The sequence below is a fragment of the Nocardia spumae genome, assembly GCF_020733635.1.
In the GTDB taxonomy this organism is placed as follows: Bacteria; Actinomycetota; Actinomycetes; order Mycobacteriales; family Mycobacteriaceae; genus Nocardia; species Nocardia spumae.
Genome location: NZ_JAJFZL010000001.1, coordinates 5,560,826 through 5,581,396, shown reverse-complemented (window position 1 = coordinate 5,581,396; position 20,571 = coordinate 5,560,826). Strand labels below are relative to the sequence as shown.

General features: G+C 65.8%; 6 protein-coding genes and 1 tRNA gene. 2 read left to right on the top strand and 5 right to left on the bottom strand.

The genetic code is table 11. The features are described from left to right. The first annotated feature begins 49 nt into the window (after positions 1-49). Positions 50-123 (top strand) — tRNA-Met (locus tag LKD76_RS24745). Between the two features lie 271 nt (positions 124-394). On the opposite strand, the gene LKD76_RS24740 is transcribed toward LKD76_RS24745, so the two are convergent. From LKD76_RS24740 to LKD76_RS24720, 5 genes are read right to left on the bottom strand one after another with little or no spacing between them, the layout of a single operon-like run. Next, a complete protein-coding gene (locus tag LKD76_RS24740; RefSeq protein ID WP_227983817.1) occupies positions 395-1,285 on the bottom strand; it encodes a cupin-like domain-containing protein in 891 nt (296 codons plus the stop codon). Between the two features lie 34 nt (positions 1,286-1,319). Next, entirely contained in the window at positions 1,320-6,218 is a 4,899-nt protein-coding gene (locus LKD76_RS24735; RefSeq protein WP_227983816.1) for a non-ribosomal peptide synthetase, read from the bottom strand. A 46-nt stretch (positions 6,219-6,264) separates the two neighbouring features. Next, positions 6,265-8,697: a non-ribosomal peptide synthetase gene (locus LKD76_RS24730; protein ID WP_227983815.1), complete on the bottom strand. Its 2,433-nt coding sequence runs from the start codon at positions 8,695-8,697 to the stop codon at positions 6,265-6,267. 29 nt (positions 8,698-8,726) lie between these two features. Next, positions 8,727-10,478 (bottom strand): ABC transporter ATP-binding protein, encoded by a 1,752-nt coding sequence (locus tag LKD76_RS24725; protein WP_227983814.1) that lies wholly within the window; start codon positions 10,476-10,478, stop codon positions 8,727-8,729. Further along, positions 10,475-12,130 carry an ABC transporter ATP-binding protein gene (locus LKD76_RS24720; RefSeq protein WP_227983813.1) on the bottom strand — a complete coding sequence of 552 codons (1,656 nt, stop codon included), beginning with the start codon at positions 12,128-12,130 and terminating at the stop codon, positions 10,475-10,477. The genes LKD76_RS24725 and LKD76_RS24720 overlap by 4 nt, the downstream gene beginning before the upstream one ends. A 723-nt stretch (positions 12,131-12,853) precedes the next feature. Between LKD76_RS24720 and LKD76_RS24715 the strand changes: the two genes are divergently transcribed. Beyond that, on the top strand, positions 12,854-20,563 hold the full coding sequence (locus LKD76_RS24715) for a non-ribosomal peptide synthetase (RefSeq protein ID WP_227983812.1): 7,710 nt from the start codon (positions 12,854-12,856) through the stop codon (positions 20,561-20,563). The last annotated feature ends 8 nt before the right edge of the window (positions 20,564-20,571 follow it).

Genomic DNA, 20,571 nt, shown 5'->3' with positions numbered 1-20,571 from the left:
ACACGATTTGCGGGGATCTCCTACTCGTGTGTAATGTTATGTTCACCGACGCGGGGTGGAGCAGCTCGGTAGCTCGCTGGGCTCATAACCCAGAGGTCGCAGGTTCAAATCCTGTCCCCGCTACTAGGGAGTGTGGCCCGGAACCATCAGGTTCCGGGCCACACTTCTTTCCCGTCTGTTCGACATGACCGTCCGGGCCGTCTGCCTCGGCCGCATCGCTCCAACGCGAGTACACCGGCTGCCGAAATCCCGAGATCCGCGAGCTGCGGCCGTACCGAGATATCGGACACCGTGCGCTGGAAGATCTTCGCAGGGCGAGCAGGTGACGAGTGTGCGGGTGACCCCGCCGTCACGACCGGGCGACGGCGAGGCCGTGGTGACCGCGCGCGACCTGTCAGCTGATGTAGGTGAGATATGACTTGTACAGCCTGAACACAAGTCTCTCGGGCACCCCGAAGCGCAAGCCCGAGTAGGAAAGCAGGTTGTAGTAGGCGTTCTTCCAAGGTGCCCCGTGCAGCACGCTCGCTGTCCCGTGCCGAGCGCTGTCCACGGTGTGCCAGTCGATATTGAACGACATCGCGATACTCAGGTTCGTAACGTGATGCAGAGTGCCCGCCGGCATGAAGAGCACATCGCCGGGTTCCAAGTCGACAACGAGCGGCGTGGCTTGCCGTGCCAGCGGAAATTCGTCGAAGTCCGGTGCCGTCGGATCGAAGCGCGTCCATCGCCAGTCCCGCGGATAGCACAGGTGTCTCTGGTTCGCCGGGACGAGGATGAACCGCTTACGTCCATACAGGTGAAAGAACAGGTTGTTGGTCAGCAACGTGTCGAAGTGCAACGGGGTGATACTGCCCGTCGGTCCGATGAAGTGCTGGGTGTAGTCGTGCCACCGCGATCGGTAGAAGCCGGGCAGCAGATGCACGGGGAAGGGGGTGATATCGGCGATCAAGCTGGGCATGAGCCGAAACAGTGGGATGTCGTGCAGATAACCGGGCCTGGCCACCGACTCTCCGGCGCCGACGCGCGTCTCATGGGCTTCGAGCTCATCGACATAGTCGGATAGCAGCACACTTTCCTGTCGCCCGTCGGCGACGTCGCCCTGCTTGATCGGGAGCCGGGTGGACTGTCCGATTGCGCGGAAGTAGTCGGGGCTCCAGGACAGGGCTCGCCAATCCGCCGTCAGATTCTCGATGACCACCGGCTTTCCCGGTGTCACGAAGTCACGGTAGAAGGTCTCGCTGTCCAGGTCTTTCACTCGCTCTACGGGCTGTTCCGTGGTGGTCAATGAAGAACCTTTTCGTTTGCGTGAGGTGGCGGCGCTACTCGGCTTCACCGAGCAGGGCACGCATCTCGTTGTCGGGCATGGTGTCGATGGCGGCCAGTGCGTCGGCCAGATCAGCGGCGCGCTGGTCGGCTACCTGCGGTTCCAGGTGCTGGGCGAGACTGCCGACTGTCGAATGTTCGAACAACGTCCGCACTGTGATCGGCACGTTCAGGAGTTCGTCGATCATCGCCGTGACCCGGGCCGCGAGCAGTGAATGCCCGCCGAGTCCGAAGAAGTCGGCAGACGTATCGGTCACATCGGTGCGCAGTACCTCGCTCCAGATCGCCACGAGCACCCGTTCGATCGGCGTCGACGCGATGGTGGGAAGCCTCGGCACGGATTCCCGGACGGATGCCGGTGCAGCCTGACGCTGACGCGGTGGCCGCTGTGCGTATCGCCTCGCAGGCAGGTGTTCGACCGGAGTCCCCGGAGCGGCGACGGCAGCTAGCAACAGGGTGCCCCAGTCCTGCGCCATGTAGTCGATCGTCGAGTTGTCGAAAAGGTCGGTGCTGTACCGCAGCGTGCATACGAGTCCGCTGTCGGTCTTGGTCGCCTCCATACTCAGATCCGATTGAGATGTCCCCGTAACGACCGGCATCGCGACCGCATCGATTCCAGGCAGAGTGAGGGTCTCCTCGTCGTTGCTCTGCAAGGTGAACATGACCTGGACCACCGGTTGGTACGCCGGATCGCGGGCGGGGTTCAACTCCTCGACGAGCCGTTCGAACGGTAGTTCCTGATGGGCGTACCCGTACAGTGCCGCCTCGCGGACGCGGCCGGCCGCCACCGCGAACGTCGGGTTGTCGGACAGATCGAGCCGAAGTGGCAGTGTGTTCACGAAGAACCCGATCAGATTCTGAGTGGCGGCCTGGGTGCGGTTGGCGATGGTCGTACCGACGACCACGTCGTCCTGTTCGCAGTACCGGGCCAGTAACACCTGAAAGGCCGTCAGCAAGGTCATGAAAAGTGTGACGCCGTGTTGTCGGCCGAATCTCTCAACGGCTGTCAGGTCCGCAGGGGACAAGGTGAAATCGAGACAGCGGCCACGCTTGCTCGGTCTGACCGGCCGCGGCCGGTCCAGCGGCAGGTCGAGTAGCTCGGGTGCACCCGCCAGGTGCGCGCGCCATTGTTCGAGGAGCCGCCGGACCACCGTGTCGTCGAGCCGGTCTCGTTGCCACACAGCGAAATCCGCGTACTGGACGGGCAGAGCCGGCAGGGCTGCTCCGAGGCCGGCGGTGTAGTACTCGGCGAGTTCGGCCAGGAATATGGGCATCGACCAGCCATCGGTCACGATGTGGTGCATGGTGAAGGCCACCAGATGCTCATCGTGGGCCGTGCGGACGACAGCCAGCCGTACCAACGGTCCTTCGGCCAGGTCGAATGTCCGCACACGTTCTTGCTCGACGATGCGGTCAGCTTCGGTACGTCCGTCGGCCGCCTCGGATACGTCTTCGAATCGCATGTCGGGCTCGCTGGATGGCAGCACTACCTGCCGGGGGGTACCAGCGCTCACCCGGAACACGGACCGGAGAACCTCGTGCCGGTTCATTACCGCAGCACACGCGCGGTGCAATGCGGCCACGTCCAGCCTGCCGCGCAACTCGAACACCGACTGCATGTGGTAGGCGGCGGTGCCCGGATCGTACTGTTCGACGAACCACAGCCGCTGCTGACCGAACGACAGCGGCGCTCCGTCCTCCGGCCGCGGCCGGGCGGTCACGGTCGGTGCGGCCTGAGTGTCGCCGTCCCGGCCCACGAGGTGTTTCGCCAATTCTTCGATGGTGGGGTGCTCGAAGATCTGCATAACGGGTAGTTCGACGCCCAGAGCCTCGCGTACCCGCGCCACGACCCGCATCGCGACCAACGAGTGGCCACCCAATTCGAAGAAGTCGTCGGAGATGCCGACATGGGGAACATCGAGGACCTCCTCCCAGATCGTGGCCAGGATCTCCTCTTCCGGGGTGGTCGGTGGTACGTGAGCCGTCGCCTCCGATCCCGGGTCGTCCCACATCGCGGGCGGCAGCGCGGCCCGGTCGAGCTTGCCGTTGGCGTTCACCGGCATCCGCGGCAGCACGCTGAAGGCGGACGGCACCATATATCTCGGCAGACATGTGCGCAGGTGGTTCCGGACGTCGGCGAGGTCTACGTCGATCCCGGCGGCGGGTGTGACGAACGCGGCCAGCGCCCGGTCACCCGAAGCGCGCTCCCTGACCACCACGGCGCCTTCGCCGACCTGGGCGTGGGTGCGCAGTACCGACTCGACCTCGCCGAGTTCGATTCGATAGCCGCGAACCTTCACCTGGCTGTCGGCCCGGCCGATGATTTCGATCGTCCCGTCGGCTCGGTACCGGGTGAGATCGCCGGTGCGATAGAGCCGGGCGCCCTGTTCCGGGCCGAATGGATCGGCGACATAACGCACGGCGGTCAGGCCCGGCCTTCCCGCATAACCGCGGCCGACACCGCGGCCCCCGATGTACAGCTCGCCGATGACGCCTACCGGCACCACCCGCAGGTTCCGGTCGAGGATGTAGACACGAGTGCCCGGGAGTGGACGGCCGATCGGTACCGCGTCGATCGTCACGGACGGCAGATCACCGGTGAAGGTGACGTTATCGATACCGGTCTCGGTCGTGCCGCAGGTGTCGACCAGTCTGGTATCCGGACCGCAGAGCCGTTGGGTGCGTTCGTAGTCGGCCGCGTACCAGATATCACCGCCCGCAGCTATCACATCCATGAAGGCCATCGTCCGGCCGGTCTGCTCGAGATGATCCAGCAGCAGTCGCAGCACCGAGGGGGCGAACTCGGCCATGTTCGCGCCGCTGCGGACCATCAGGGCGTAGAGGTCCGGTGGGGACAGCAGCACCTCCTTGGGGCACACCACGAGTTGGGCGCCGACGAACAGCGCTCGCATGGTGTCGGCAACGAAGATGTCGAACGAGAAGGCCGCCATCTGAATGATTCCGCGGATCCTGCCGCGCAAGTCGTACTGCCGGTCGAAGGCATGGAAGTAGTTGGTGAAGTTGCCGTGGGAGACCATCGCGCATTTCGGCGCGCCCGTCGACCCGGAGGTGTAGATCATCGCCGCCAGGTTGTCCGGAGAAACATCGGACGGGGGTGGGCCGGGCGGCAGGGCCGACCATGTTGTCCGGTCGCGGTCGAGCAGCAATCGGGGTGGACCGGAGCGAGGCAGTACTTCATCCATGTCGGTCACCGTGATCAGCGCGGAGGCACCGGCGTCGCCGATCATGAACCCCAGCCGCGCGGGCGGAAGATCCGGGTCGAGTGGGATGAACGCGCCGCCCGCCTTGAGTACACCCAGCATCGAGACGACCAAGTCGGCCGATCTGGGCAGGCAGATACCCACAGTGGATTCCGGGCCGACACCCGCGCCGCGTAAGGCGTGCGCGAGCCGGTTCGCCTCGCGGTCCAGTTGGGAGTAGCTGAGCTGATCGTCGCCGTACACGACGGCCACCGACTCCGGTGTTCGAGCGGCTTGGGCTTCGAAAAGCTCGTGCATGCACCGCGGATCCGAATCGCCGGCGCCGGTGTCGTTCCAACTGACCAGGGCCCGCTCGCGTTCGGCTTCGGTCAGCATGTCGATGGTCGATACCCGTTGATCGAGATCGGCGACGAAGGCACGCAGTACCTGTCGCCAATGTTCGATCATCCGCCGGACCATGGCTTCGTCGAAGAGGTCGGTGCTGTATTCGACGTTGCAGCGCACGCCATCCGGTGTGAGGGCCGCGTCCACGTCGAGGTCGAACTTGCTCGTGGTAGTCGCCACGTCGAGCCGCTCAACCCTCAGGCCCTGCAGCGCCGGCTCCGCCACATGTCGTTCATCGAGGGCGCTGAACCGAACCTGGGTCAGTGATGTGCGGTTGCCCACCCGCTTCGGCGCGACGGCCCGGACCACGTCGTCGAAGGGAGTGTCCGCATGATCCAGGGCATCGAACACGACCTCGTCGACTCGCTCGAGGAGTTCCCGAACTGTCGCGTTCGGCGATACCCGAACTCGCAGGGCCAATGTGTTGAGGAAGTATCCGATGGTCCGGCTCAACTCCGCCCGGTCCCGGGTGGACACCGATGTGCCCACTACGACGTCCGGGCTGTCGGTATACCGCGAGAGCACGGTGTCGAACGCCGCGAGCAGAATGACGAACGGTGTCGTTTCCCTTTCCTCGGCGAGATCGGTCAGCTGCGCACTCAGGTCGGTGCCGAGGTCGAATCGAAAGCTTGCCCCGCGTTCGTCGCGCACCGCGGGCGGCTGCCGGTCCGAGGGCAAGGACATCAGCGGCACCTCGTGCAGGTGTTCCTGCCAGAACCGCAGATCCACATCGGACGATCGGCGGTCTTGTTGCGCGGCGTGTTCGGTGTACTGCGTGCCCGGGGGCGGCAATTCCGCGCCGCGCCCCGCATAGAACTCGTTCAGCTCGCGGAAGAACACGCCCGCCGAGACCGCGTCGAAAGCGATGTGGTGCACAGTCAGCAGCAGCGCATGATCGTCCTCGGCCATGCGGACGACGGTGGACCGCAGGGGAGGACCGGCGGTCAGATCGAAAGGGCGGCCCGCCTCCCGAGTCGCGAGGTCTCGGAGGGTTCGAGTCCGCTCCGGTTCCGGATGCCCGCTCACATCGACAACCAGCAGTTCCGGGCCATCGGGTTCATCGACGAACTGCACCGGTATGCCGTCCTCGTCGACATAACGGGTGCGCAGAACATCGTGGCGACGAACCACCTCGGTCAGCGCCTCCCGCAGGGCGTCTACCCGCAGCGGTCCGCCGATGCGCAGCGCAAACGGCATGATGTACGCGGCGCTGTCCGGCTGGAGCCGTTGCAGCAGCCACAATTGGCGCTGCGCGGCGCTCAGTGGGTACGCCGTCGTGCCTCGATGCATTGTTCCCCCCAGTGATGTGAATGTGTGCAGGTGCAGATCCGGCAGGTCATAGTCCGGCGTCGGAAGCCGAGTGCGCCGCGACGAAGGCCGTCATCGCCGCGATCGTCGGCTTGCGAATGAAGTCCTTGAGTTTCATCTGCACGCCGGTCGCGGTGTGGACCTTCTTCACCACGCGGGTGCCCATGAGCGAGTGACCGCCCAGTTCGAAGAAGTTGTCGTCGGGTCCGATGTCGGTCAATCCCAGAACTTCGCGCCAGACCTCGGTGATCGCCGCCTCGACGGGGCCCGCGGATCGGCCCCGGCCCTCCCCCCGAACGAACCGGACAGGATTGCGCGCGGCCAGAGCCCGTCGATCGATCTTTCCGCTGATCGTCGTGGGCAGGGTGTCCAGGAAATCCCAGCGCTGCGGGACCATGTACTCGGGCAGCCGGCGCGCAACCAGCGCCCGCAGCTCGGCTCCGTCCGGTCGACCGGATCGACCGGCAACGCAATACGCGACGAGCAATTTGTCGTCGCCGTCACCGTGGGTGACGACAACGCACTGCGCGATACCTTCGTGCGCGAGAACGGTCGCCTCGATCTCGCCGGGCTCGATCCGGAAGCCACGGACCTTCACTTGGTTGTCCTGCCGGTGCAGGAACTGTAGGTTCCCGTCCGGTAGCCAGCGGACGATATCCCCGGTGCGGTAGAGACGTGCGGACGGATCGTCGGCAAAGGGGTCCGGACCGAACTTCTCCCGGTTCAGCTCGGGTGCGTTGAGGTATCCGCGCGCGACGCCGACACCGCCGATCCACAGCTCGCCGGGGACTCCTTCCGGCACCGGCTGGCCGTGCGGGTCCACGACATACACCCTGGTGTTGTGGATAGGGCGTCCGATCGGCATCGTGTGGCCCGCCGGGGTGGCGTGATCGACCGGATAGCTTGTCGAGATCACCGTGGTCTCCGTGGGGCCGTACCAGTGCACAAGGCGCTTCGGGGCGTGCGGACCGGACATCAGGTCGTCCATCACGGATCGGTCCACGACCTCGCCTCCGTAGCAGACGGTATCGAGGCCGGCGAGCAGATCGGGCTCGGTGCGCAGGTGGCCGACGAGCAGTGATGCCGGCAGCCGAAGTACGGAAAGCCGATTGCCGATGATCGCGTGCCGCAGGGTGTCCGGAGACAACAGATCTTCGCGCCGAATGACAACCAGTGTCGCGCCGGCGGTCAGCGGAGCCCAGCATTCGAAGGTGAAGATATCGAACGCGGCGGTGGATTCCTGGCCGACGGTGTCCTGCGGCCCGATCCCGAGGCGGTCACGGGCGAAGGCCAGAAAGTTCACTACCCCCCGGTGCTCGATCTGCACCCCTTTGGGCGTACCGGTGGAGCCGGAGGTGTAGATGATGTAGGCGAGGTCGTGCGGACCCGCCGCCGATGCCGGATCCGTGGACGGCATGTTCTCGAGTGCCGGCCAGTCGGCGTCGAGGTCGAATACGGCGCAGTCCTCGCCGGGTTGCACGCGCGAGAGAAGATGTGTCCGGGTGAGGAGCACGGACGCGCCGCAATCGGAGTGCATCAGTGCCAGCCGGTCCTCCGGGAGGCCGGGATCCAGTGGTACGTATGCGCCCCCCGCCTTGAGAACCGCCAGGAGCGCGATGATCAGCCGTGGTCCGCGCTCGGCGCACACCACAACGGATGTATCGGTTCGCACACCGAGTTCGCGCAGGCGGTGTGCGAGACGATTGGCCTGCTCGTCGAGGTCACGGTACGTCAGCGACCCGCCCTCCGAGACGATGGCGACGTGATCGGGAGTTCGGTGGGCCTGCTGGGCCACGAGCTGGTGAACGCACAGGTCCGGTGGCGGGTCGGCGGCGGTGTCGTTCGTGTCGATCAGCAAGCGCCGGCGTTCGTCTTCGTCGAGAAGACACAGCTCGCTCAGCCGCGCCGCCGGGTTCGCGCCGATCGTCGCCAGCAACGCGGCGAACCCGTGGGCCATACGCTCGATCGACGCTTCGTCGAAGAGATCGTGGTCGTAGTCGATGCTGATACGCACGCCACCGTCCGATTGTTCGGCGAAAGACGGTGCGATATCGGGAAAGCGGCCGAGCGGAACATCGAGTCCGCCTCTTGCCTCATGGATTTCGGTCGTCGCGCGGTCCAGCAGTGCCGCGAAGGCCGGATCACCGGTCGTATCGGCTCGGAGGAACAGCAGGCCCGCCGGATCGAGTGAGCAGGCGGTGATGTCGCTGTACCGGCTGTACTTACCCAATACCACCGCGAATACCGTCAGCAGCACCTCGTGCAGTGGACGACCGTGCTGTCGCGCGATGCCACGCAGGCCTTCGGCCACTCGCGCGGAGATCTCGCGCGTATGCTGCAGCCTTGCGCCCGAGCTCTCGGCGGGCCGCGGCCTGTCGGTGGGCAGCTCCGGATGTTCGGCGTCGGCGAACATTGCCCGCCGATATCTCGAAACACGTTGTGAGCCATGGTGTTCCGTCATGGTTGTTTCCTCCCCCGTTGTGGTGCTCCTCAGCGTGGACATTCCTCGGTCGCACTGCTCCGCCGCGCGCGCAACCCGGGACCGGAACCCGGAACCCCGGCATGGCTGCCCGGTGTCTGCACCCGTCCGCCCCTCATGACGATGACGTGGTCGGCTCGGTCGAGCACGGCCTGCCGGTGCGACACCACCAGGCAGGTCCGACCCGGCTGTTGCATCAGCCGGTCCCACAGCTCGCGTTCGGTGTCGGTATCCAGCGCGCTGGAAATGTCGTCGAAGATCAGCAGATCCGGGGCTCGGACGAACATCCTGGCCGCGGCTACGCGTTGAATCTGACCGCCCGACAGCCGCATCCCGCGGGGGCCGATCTCGGTTTGCAATCCGTCGATGAGACTGTCGAGGTCCCGCTCGAGAACGGCGGACCGGACCGCTTCCCGCACCCGCTCGTGATCGATCCGCAGGCCCATGCGGATGTTCTCTTCGATCGAATCGCTGAACAGCCTCGGGACCTGGGGTACGTAGGCGCTGCGCGGCGGCACGAAGAACGCTGCTGGGTCGGTGACCTCCGTGCCGTTCCACCGTATGGTCCCGGACTGCTTGGGCAGTAGCCCCGTCAAGGTTCTGAGCAGGGTCGTCTTCCCCGCGCCCACTTGACCGGTCACCACGACCAGCGAGCCTGCGCGCACCGTCAGATCGATGCCGTGGATGCCGTTCCCGCCGGGATGGGCGAAAGTCAGGCCCTCGACCTCGAGACACGCCAGCGGCTCGATGGGCGATCGGTTGTCCGCGGGCACGATTCGCGGCTCCTCGACGACCAGTTCGGAAACTCCGCGCTCACCCGGCGTGATTTCCGCGAGTCGGCCCACCGCGATACCCGCTTGCCGATACAGCGCGAAATTCTGGCTGAAGAGTGCGGTGAAGTCGGATATCCACCCCAGGTACGCGACGAAAAGAGCCAAGGCGCCGACGCTGAATGTACCGCCCTCGACGCCCGCGGCCGCGAGCAGCAAGACGATCCCGATAGCTACGTTGGCGGCGTTGCCCCAGACCGAACGCAGGAATACATCTGTGAACAGTTTGCTCTGCAGGGTCTGGCCACGGCGAGTGTCGTTGAGCCACTGAAACCTGTCGAGCACCCGCTGCTGCGCACCGCCCAGCTGCACCGCTTGGATCGAACCGAAGACCTCGCCCAGGAAGGCGCTGACCTCACCGTCGGCCTGACGGTTGCGCTGGTGCAGATGTTTGATCCGCTGGCTGGCCAGGTTGATCAGCACGCCCGTGGCTGCCAGCGGGCCGAACACCACGAGAGTGATCTCGGCGTCGATCGAGAGCATTATTCCGACAGCCAGGAGCGCTTGGACTCCGGAGCCGATCACCATGAGAGTAAAGGTGAGCAGGTTCGACACGGCTTCCGTGTCCGCACCGAGTCGGCTCAGTACGTCACCGGTCGACCGGCTCAACGGTTCGGCGCCCGGTTTGGTGAGAATCGCGTCGAAGGCGTTGCGCATCAGCAGTGAGCTGGTTCTGCTCGTGACTCGGGCGTCGACGGCTACGCATGAGAGCAGAGCGGTTACCCTGGCCAGCGCCAAACCGACCAGCACCGCGAACAAGAGCAACATATTCGGTGACAGCCCCGGAGCGCGCACCAGGGAGTCGAGGATTCGGGCGACCACGATCCCGGGCAGCAGCGGAATCGTACTGCGCAGCAGTTGCAGGACGACATCGAATGCGAACAGGCCCGGATAATTTCGGACGAGCGCGCGCAGCGCCCTGCCCGTACTCATGCGATCGCTCCGGTCAGCAGCTTGGCGAAATGTGAATCCGCGTCGTGAACCAAATCGGCGCGTGACCCCTGCTCGAGAATTCGTCCCTGGTCGAGAACCATGATCTGGTCCATGTAATCGAGCGTCGACAGGCGGTGCGCGATAACGATCGCGGTTCTGCCGTCCAGTAACCGGGACATCGCCCGATCGAGAAGTTTCTCGGTCGCCGGGTCGAGTAGCGATGACGCCTCGTCGAGGATCACGATATCGGGCTGCCGCAACAGGACTCGTGTGAATGCCAGCAGCTGCGCTTCACCCGCGGACAGTGTGTGCCCGCTGCGGATCACGGTGTCGAGACCATCCTCGAGTCCGCGATACCAGCCGGTGAGGCCGAGTTCGTCGATCCCCTCCTCGATGCGGCGTGCGGGGACGTCCGGGTCGAACAATGTGAGGTTGTCCCGGACGGTAGCGTGGAAGAGTTGCACGTCCTGGGTCACGACACCGACGCGCGCGCGTAGGTCGTCGAGCCCGAGTAGCCGAACATCCTGGCCGCCTATGCGAACTCGGCCTGTTCCGGCATCCACCCCGCGAAAGACCAGGCGGCCGATCGTCGTTTTGCCGCTGCCGGTCCGGCCCACGAGGCCGAGGGTCTGCCCCGCGTCGAGGGAGAACGAAACCTGCTGGAGGGTTGGCCGATCCGGCGTGTAACTGAAGCCGACCTCGTCGAACTCGATGGACAGCGACCCGGGCGCCAATCGACCGCCCCGTCCGTCCTGGATCGTTCGCTCGGTGTCGAACAGTTCAGCGATGCGATTGACTCCCGCCGAGGCCGACTGGAACTGATTCAGTTGGCGGGTGATCATCGACAGCGAGACCGCCAGGAGGTTCATATAACTGAAACCGAGGTAGACCTGCCCGAACGTGATCGAATGGTGCCGCAGCAGAACGGCGCCCAACAGCAACGTCGACGCACCCGCCACAGCTACGGTCACTTCGAGCGCGCTCGAATAGTAGCGACCACTCACGCTGCTCTTGACGGTCTCGTCGGAGAACTTGTCGAGAAGCACGCCGAGCTTCGAACGCGCGTGCCCGCGGGCTCCGTTGGCGCGAATGTCCTCGGTGGCGTTGATGTTTTCCTCGAAGAAGGCCGAGAGGTCCGCACTCACCACTCGAAGTGCCCTGAAGTGTGGAACCGCGATACCGCGCAGCCGGCGCAGGGCGAGGACGCTCACGACGCCGAAGGCTCCGAGCAATGCGCCGATGCGCCAGTCGACGAGGAAAGTCAGTACGAGTATCCCCGCCACCAGTGCCAGTCGCCCGGTCAGCTCGAATACGAAATAGGCGAAGAACTGGGCCAGCATCGACACATCACCATCGATTCGCTCGATGAGCTCGCCGGGCGCGTGCGTCTTGTGGAAGGACATGTCCAGCCCGAGACAGTGCTCGACCAGGTCCATCCGAAGGGTGTTGGTCGCCCGCCAGCCGATATCCTGGCTCAGGTAACCGGCGATCGATACGACGAACTGACGACAGACGGTGACGGCGACGAATTCGATCGCGGTCTGCTGCAATGCAGCCAGGCCGGCGCCTGTCACAGCCTCGTCGATGAAGCGCGAAAGCAGTAGCGGCGGCACAAGTTCCAGTCCGATATTCAGCAGGACCAGACTGAGCATGAGAATTGCTCTGGGCCATAACGGTTTCAGGTATCGCCAGAGCAGGGCGCTGTTCCGCCTCATGAATTTTCCCGGTATATCGAGCTTGATATCAGAGCCGAACCGGTATCCCTTACTCCCCGTGTGCTATACGCGACAAACCCACCACTTATGACGTCCATAATGACGCAATGCCCCCTCGGTCTCGGCGTAATAACCATACCCAAGATTTCTGCAAGCTACAGTCGGGCTGTTGTGCTGTCAAGTGGGTTCGGGCCTGTCCCTGCTCGACAACGAGTGTCGCGGACACGAGGTGCGCCAAGCGCTTCCGGTGTCTCGTCGCGTCGCGTCGCGGCCTGCGCCGAGCACTCCTGCTCGCGGGCGGCGTCTTCGGCGCACTGCGGGTTTCGAATCCGACTGATCGCACCCGAATCCTGTTGTTGTGCTGATGGATTCGCGGCAGTACGCGGGGCGAGAGGGGGGCGATCGGGGGTTGCGTCATCCCGTAGCTCGCGCTAACGTTACCTCCTGCCGAGGTCTCTTGCGGCAGTCTTATCGGGGGTCGAATTCATTCGGGGGTAGTCGGTTGAGCAGTCTTCGCTGCATTTCATAATTTGTGAGATTCCGCTCGACGCATAACTCGTCCGGGATGGGGATCATTGTCGTCGGTACGGCAATGAGGATACGAACGCGAGCAGTTTTGCGAGAGCTGTAAAACTATGAGTATCGGGGGATCGAATGGTCGTGGGCGATGGGGTCGATAGTGAGAAGCTACGCCGAGCGGTTCTGCTGACGACACTTGCTCGGACCCGGCGCGGTTCGTCGGAGACGGGGGCCGAGGCCGGTGAACCCACCGGGGACCGGCTGATTCCCGCAACGATGGGCCAGCGCGGATTGTGGCTCATCGACCAGGTCGAGGGCACGTCGGCCAAGTACTCCATGCCCTTCGCGTACCGTTTCCACGGCAAACTCTCGCACGAAGCGCTCGCCCACGCCGTGAACGGTGTTATCGCACGGCACGCCGCATTGCGGGTGACCTTCGTCGACCGTGATGGCGAACCATGGCAGCGGGTGCGACCGGCATTGGTTCTCGACCTGCCCGTCGAGAACATCTCGTCCGTCGATCGGTCCGCGACCGAGCGTGCACTGACGACGCGTATTGCCGAGGAGTGCGAGCGGCCGTTCGATCTCACGGCAGGTCCCCTGATCAGAGTGCTGCTGTTCGGCCTGGCGGAGGACGAGCATGTGCTGCTGCTGAACGTGCACCACGCGATTTTCGACGGATGGTCGCTGGGCATCGTGCTCGATGAGTTGCGTGAGTTCTACCGGTCGGCGGTCGCTGGGCACAGCGCAGTACTGGCGCCGGTCGCTCTGCAGTACCCCGAATACGCTCTCACCGAATTGCAGTGGCTGGATACCGCTGACGCCCGGGGACAACTGGATCACTGGCGCCGGCGGCTCGCCGATACCAGGCCGGTCGATCCCTTCCCCGGTGGCCGGAGACAACGGCCGGCGTTGCCCGGTTCGGACGCGGTGCGTTTCACCGTCGCCGAGGGAATCACCGATATCGGCGAGTCGCTGGCCGACGAGCGAACCACCACATTCATGACCCTGCTCGCCGTCTACCACCTGGTGCTCGCCCGGGCCACCGGTCGGCGCGACATTCCGGTGGGCACCGTCGCGGCCAACCGTGATGCGTCGTCGACCCGCCTGCTCGTGGGCTATCTTGCGAACATCGTTGTCGTGCGGGTCGATTCGGCCGACGATCTGACCTTTCGTGACCTGCTACGACAGGTTCGTGACCGCACCCTCGACGCATACGACAATCAGCGCCTGCCGTTCGCCCGGCTCACCTCCGAACTCGATCGTGACCGCGGGGCCCTGGTCGACAGCATGTTCGTTGTGGACGAGGCGGGCGAGGAACTCGGTGGATGGCCGGGTCTCGAGATATCGCCCGAACCGCTACCCGAGTCGGAAGCCAAATTCGACCTGACCCTGTCGATACGCGCGGAACGTTCCGCGATGTCGGGGGAGTTCGCCTTCCGGGCGGCTGCGATCGCCGGTGCGATTGTCACCCGGATGGCGTCGGACTTCACCCGGGTCCTGAAACAGGTACTGGCGGACCCGGATACACCGATCCGTTCGCTGCTGGACCCGATTACAGCTGCGCGACCGGCTGTTCCACCCGCGAGGACTCTGCCGGCGCTGTTCGAAGATGCGGTGGACCGGGATCCCGACGCGACGGCGATCGCTTGGGGGACAACGGTATCGACATTTCGTGAGCTCGATGCGCGCGCCAACCGGCTGGCTCGGTTCCTGGTGAGTCGTGGAGTCGGTCCGGAGCGCTATGTCGGCCTTGCCATGCGCAGGAGCCCCGACCTGGTCATCGCCATGCTCGCCGTCTCCAAGGCAGGCGGAGCATTCGTGACGGTCGACGCCACATACCCGCCCGAGCGCGTGTCCTACCTGCTCGCCGACGCGCGGCCGACGCTGGTCGTCACCGACAGCTCGACTCGTGCCCTGCTCCCGGCATTCGATGCCGAAACCATCACCATCGATGAGCCCGAATGGGCGCAAGCGGTGGCCGGACAGCCTGGCAGTGCATTGTCGGACGTCGATCGCCTCGCTCCGCTGGCGCCGGCACACCCCGCGTACATCATCTATACGTCGGGTTCTACCGGCCGCCCCAAGGGGGTGATCGTCCAGCACACCGGTCTGGCGGCGTTGGCGGCGAGCCAGCGCGACATCGTGGGAATCGACCACGACAGCAGAGTTCTTCAGTTCGCGTCGCCGTCGTTCGACGTGGTCGTATGGGAACTTCTCGCCTTGACCCAAGGAGCCACCGTCGTCATGGCTCCGCTCGACAGCTCGACGGTGGGGCCGGCGCTGGTCGAGCTGATCAACCGCAGCCGAATCACCCATGCCCTCCTTCCCCCCGCGGTGCTCGATGCGCTCGACCCCGGTGCGGAAAAGACGGTCGTGTCACTGACGAACCTGATCACCGGTGGTGACACCTGCCCGCCGTCGGTCGTGGACAGATGGTCGGAAGGGCGACGGTTCCACAACGCCTACGGACCCACCGAGGCGACGGTGGCGGCCACCATCTCCACCCCACTGGCCGCGGGCGGACCGGTACCGATCGGCGGACCGATAGTCGGCAGCGTCGTCCATGTGCTCGACACCGAGCTGAAGCCGGTGGCCGTGGGGGTCACGGGGGAGCTCTACATCGCCGGAGCCGGTCTCGCCCGCGGCTACCTCAACCGCCCGGGGTTGACGTCGCAGCGGTTCGTCGCCTGTCCGTTCGGCGAACCCGGCGGCCGGATGTACCGCACCGGCGATCTCGTGCGCTGGAACACCGATGGCGAGCTCGAGTTCGTCGGCCGGGCGGACGACCAGGTCAAGGTGCGTGGGTTCCGAATCGAACTCGGTGAACTCGAGGCCGCGCTGGCGGACGTGCCGTCGGTGGTCCGGGCCTGTGCGATGGTGCGTGAGGACCGCCCCGGCGACCGGAGGCTCGTAGGATATGTCGTGCCCGCGGCGGGAATGCCGCGCGAGGGGCTTGCCATCGCCGCTCGCGACGCGATCCGGCGCCGGCTGCCCCGGTATCTGGTGCCTTCGGCCGTGGTGGTGGTCGACAGCTTGCCGCTGAACACCAACGGGAAGCTGGATCGCCGGGCGCTACCCGCACCGGAGCTCGCCCCGCTGCCGCGAGGACGCGCCGCGCGCACGCCCGAGGAGGCACAGCTGTGCGCACTGTTCGCCGATGTGCTGGGCATCGCCGACGTCGGCATCGATGACGATTTCTTCGACATGGGCGGGCATTCCCTGCTGGCCACCCGCTTGATCAGCCGGATTTCCTCGAATCTGGGTGTGCAGCTGCCATACCGGACGCTCTTCGACACACCGACTGTGGCGCAGCTGGCCGAACGAATCGGCGATCGAGGGCTCGGTGATCACGAGACCACAGCCGCCGGGCCCACGCGAGGAGCGGCGCGGGCGGGTCGTGCGCCGATGTCGTATCAGCAACGGCGCCTGTGGTTCATCAGTGAACTCGACGGGGGTGTGGCGTACAACGTGCCGACCGCTCTGCGACTGTCGGGAACCGTGCGGCCGGATGTGCTGGAGGTGGCGCTCACCGATGTGATCTCCCGCCACGGGGCGCTGCGCACGGTGTTCTCGGCCGAGGGCGGCGAGCTGTGGCAGCAGGTTCTGACCGGGCCGAGAGCACAGATCCCGCTCGGTATTCGGCTCGTCGAGCGGAGCGCGCTGCGAGGTGAGTTGGATGCCGAAGCGCACCGGCCGTTCGACCTGGCCACGGATCTGCCGGTACGGGCAACGCTGTTCCGTCTCGACGAGCAGAGTCACGTCCTGCTGTTGGTCGTGCACCACATCGCGTGTGACGGTTGGTCGCTGAAGTTGTTGCTGGACGATCTGACCGAGGCGTACGGGGCACGACTGCGGTCCGTGCCACCGGCGTGGGCCGACGAGCCCGTGCAATATGCGGACTACACGCTCTGGCAACGCGAGCAGCTCGGCCGTGATGACGACCCGGGTAGTCCGCTGGCTCGCCAACGGGCCTACTGGCGGGAATCGCTCACCGGCTCACCACATCGGACACCCTTGCCGGTGGATCATCCGCGCACTGCGGGGACCGGTCGAAGGGCAGGGCTCGTCACGTTCGAGATCGGGTCGGGCACGCACGTCGCGCTGGTCGGGCTCGCTCGTGCGGCAGGTTGCACATTGTTCATGGCGCTGCAGGCCGCCGTGGCCACCGCGCTGGCGGGGCTGGGCGCGGGCACCGACATCCCGCTGGGTACGGCGGTACTCGGCCGTCCCCACGAATCTCTCGAGACCGTGGTGGGCCTTTTCGTCAAGACACTGGTCCTGCGCACCGATCTGTCCGGTGATCCTTCGTTCACGGAGCTGCTTCGCCGGGTACGGGAGACGACCGTGCACGCGTTCGCCAACCAGGACGTGCCCTTCGAGATGATCGTCGAGGACCTCAACCCGCCCCGCGTGGCCGGTGCGAACCCCCTGTTCCAGGTCAGCGTGTCGATGGACTCGACCGGCGAGCAGGCACTGCGGATGCCGGGGCTCGTGGTCGAATCCGAGCCGATGGAGGCCGGTATGGCCCCATTCGACCTGTCGTTCGTTTTCGACGACCCGGGCCATACCGGCGACCCGATGCCGGTCGGCGGTTCCATCCGATACAACGCCGATCTCTTCGAGCGAACAACAGTGGAGGGCATCGCTACCGGCATCATCCGGCTGTTGCAGACCGCGGTCGCCGATCCCTCGGTCCGCGTCCGCGATCTCGCTCCGACCGTGGTGGACCTGTTCGCTGCTCGAGTCGCGCGGACACCGGAAGCGGTGGCGGTGGAGTCCGGCGACCACGCGCTCACATACGCCGAACTCGCACAGGCTGCGAGCGGCGTGGCGCTGGATCTGGCGGCCCGCGGCATCGGCGTCGGCCAGGTTGTGGCTCTGGTGCTTCCGCGATCCGAACAGATGGTGGTCGCGGCGCTCGGGGTGCTCCGCTCGGGCGCGGCCTATCTCCCGATCGATCCGGACTATCCGGCGGAACGGATCGCGCTGATGCTCGAGGACGCCGCTCCCGCCTGTGTGCTGACCACCCGCGCACTGGCCGCAGCGGTACCGGCGGTCGGTGTGCCGAGCGTCGTGCTCGATGACGACCGCGGGGCGCCGAGGGCCGGCGGGCACGCAGGCCCGCTTCGGCCGGTCGTGGCCGGCGACCCCGCGTATGTCATCTACACCTCCGGATCCACCGGACGGCCGAAGGGCGTCGTGGTAGACCACGTCGGCATTCCGCATGTCGTCCTGGCGCAAGCTCGCGAGCTGGAGGTCACCCGTGAATCTCGGGTGCTGCAATTCGCGTCCTTCGGATTCGATGCTGCGGTGTCGGAGATGTGGATGGCTCTGCTCACCGGTGCCTGTCTGGTGGTCGCGGCACGGGAGGACCGGACGGCAGGCCCCGCTCTGGTGGATCTCGTCCGGGCCCGGCGCATCACGCACCTCACGCTGCCCCCGTCGGTGTTGCTCGAAACGGAATTCGGAACCGAAGCCGCCGACGTGGCGTTGATCAGCGCGGGCGAGCCGTGCACGCCGGAGGTCGTCGAAGCCGTTCGTGGCTTTCGTCAGGTGTTCAACGCTTATGGGCCGACCGAGGCCACGGTATGCGCGACCATGCACCGGCTGACCTTCGACGAGTCCGTCGTGCCGGTGGGGCAGCCGCTGGCCGGCAGCGCGGTGTATGTGCTGGATTCCGAGCTGTCGCCGGTGCCTCCGGGCGAGCTCGGTGAGGTCTACCTCGCCGGAGTGGGTTTGGCCCGTGGGTACCTGAATCGCCCCGGTCCGACCGCGGCGAGGTTCGTGGCCAACCCATTCGGTACCACGGGCAACCGGATGTATCGGACCGGCGACCTGGCTCGCTGGTCCGACGGCACTCTGGTGTTCGCCGGCCGCGTCGACGACCAGGTGAAGCTCCGCGGCTTCCGGATCGAGCCGGGTGAAATCGAGACGATATTGGGACAGCACCCCGATATCGGACGTGCGGTGGTGGTGCCACGTACCGATCCGCCCGGGGAACCACGCTTGATCGCGTACGTGGTGCCAGCGGAGGCCGGACATGCGCTCGACGTCGCAGCTCTGCGTGGCTTCGCGATCGACCGTCTGCCGAGCTACATGGTGCCGTCCGCATTCGTCGTGCTGGGCGCATTCCCGGTGACGGCGCACGGCAAGCTCGACCGATCGGCGCTGCCCGCACCGCATTCGCCCGTGGCGGTTACCGCCGGCGGCGCGCCCGATACTCGAACGGATGTGGTGCGCAGACTGTTCGCCCAGGTATTGGGACTGCCCGACGTCGGCCCGAACGACTCGTTCTTCGATCTCGGTGGTCATTCGCTGCTCGCGGTCCGGCTGATCACTCGAATCGGCGCGCTGCTCTCCGCCGAGATCAGCGTGACGACACTGTTCGAGGCGCCCACCGCGGCGGCGCTCGCCGCCCGGATAGACGAGGCTCCGAGTGACCCCTATGCCAACGTCGTCACACTGCGGCCCGGTGGCGGGGGCGGGCCAGCGGTCTTCTGCATTCATCCAGCGGGTGGGCTGGCCTGGTGCTACGCGGCTCTCCTGCCGTACATCGGCGATGACAGGGCGGTCTACGGTATCCAGGCCACCGAGAGTCACGGGCGATTCCGGCCCGTGGCATCCCTGGACGAGTTGGTGAGCCGCTACACCGAACTCATCAGGTCGACCGATCCCGGCGGCCCCTATGTGATCGTCGGATGGTCACTCGGTGGAGTGCTCGCTCACGAGGTCGCGCACCGGCTGGCCCAGGAGGGCGCGCCGGTGGATCTCCTCGTCCTGTTCGATACACGGCCCTACCGGCAGGCGGGTGCGCCGGCGGAGTCCGATATCGATCTGGTGGCCGCACGGGGGTCGGATGCCGAGATCGATGAGCGCCAGACCATGGCACTGGTCGATGCGGCAAAGGCGATCACGTCGGTGGCCGGAGCGCCGACATTCCGCGACTATCCCGGTCGGGCGCTGTGTATTTCGGCGTCGGAGTCGGTGCGGGATCTGGGATCCGCCGAGGAGGTTTGGCGGCCTTATCTCCAGGAGGTCGAGCATCACACGGTGCAGGCTCATCACGACGAGATGATGTCCGCGCGGGTGATGGAACAGGCCGGCCCGATCGTCCGACGTTTCCTGTCCGGCTCGACTGCTTGTGGCGAGCAGCAGCGGCAACCGAATATTCCCGACCCCGACCAGCCCCGGCCCCTGGGCGATGACCGTTGCGTGTTCATCCGCCCGACATTGAGTACGACCAGCAGGGTTACCGCCGGCGCGTACTCGTACTACGACGCCTCCGAGGACGCGGCCGGGTTCGAGCAGTCGCGGGTCCGCTACGCCTCCGGCGGTGAGCGCCTGACGATCGGCCGGTACTGCTCGATCGCGGCGGGGGTGCAGTTCATCATGGCCGGCGCCAACCATGTGTTCAGCGGGCCGACGGCGTATCCGTTCGCGATGTTCGCCGGGGACTGGCAGGACGGCCTGCTGGATCCGCTCGGCGCGCTTGTACGCGATCGCCGGAAGGACACGACCATCGGTCACGATGTGTGGATCGGCCGGGACGCGATGATCATGCCGGGGGTCACCATCGGCGACGGTGCGATCATCGCCGCTCGCGCCGTTGTGACCGCCGATGTGGGTGCCTATCGAGTTGTCGCGGGCAATCCGGCCCGGGTCGTCCGTTCGCGCTACACACCCGACGAGGTGGAGACGCTGCTCGCGGTTCGCTGGTGGGACTGGCCGGTCGACGTGGTGTCCCGGCATGTGCGGGCGCTCGTACTCGGCAGCCCGGACGAGTTGCTGAAGATCGCTGTCGCCGAGGGCCTGGCCGCGGATTGCTGTTCGGAAAACCGAGATACCTAGGAATATCG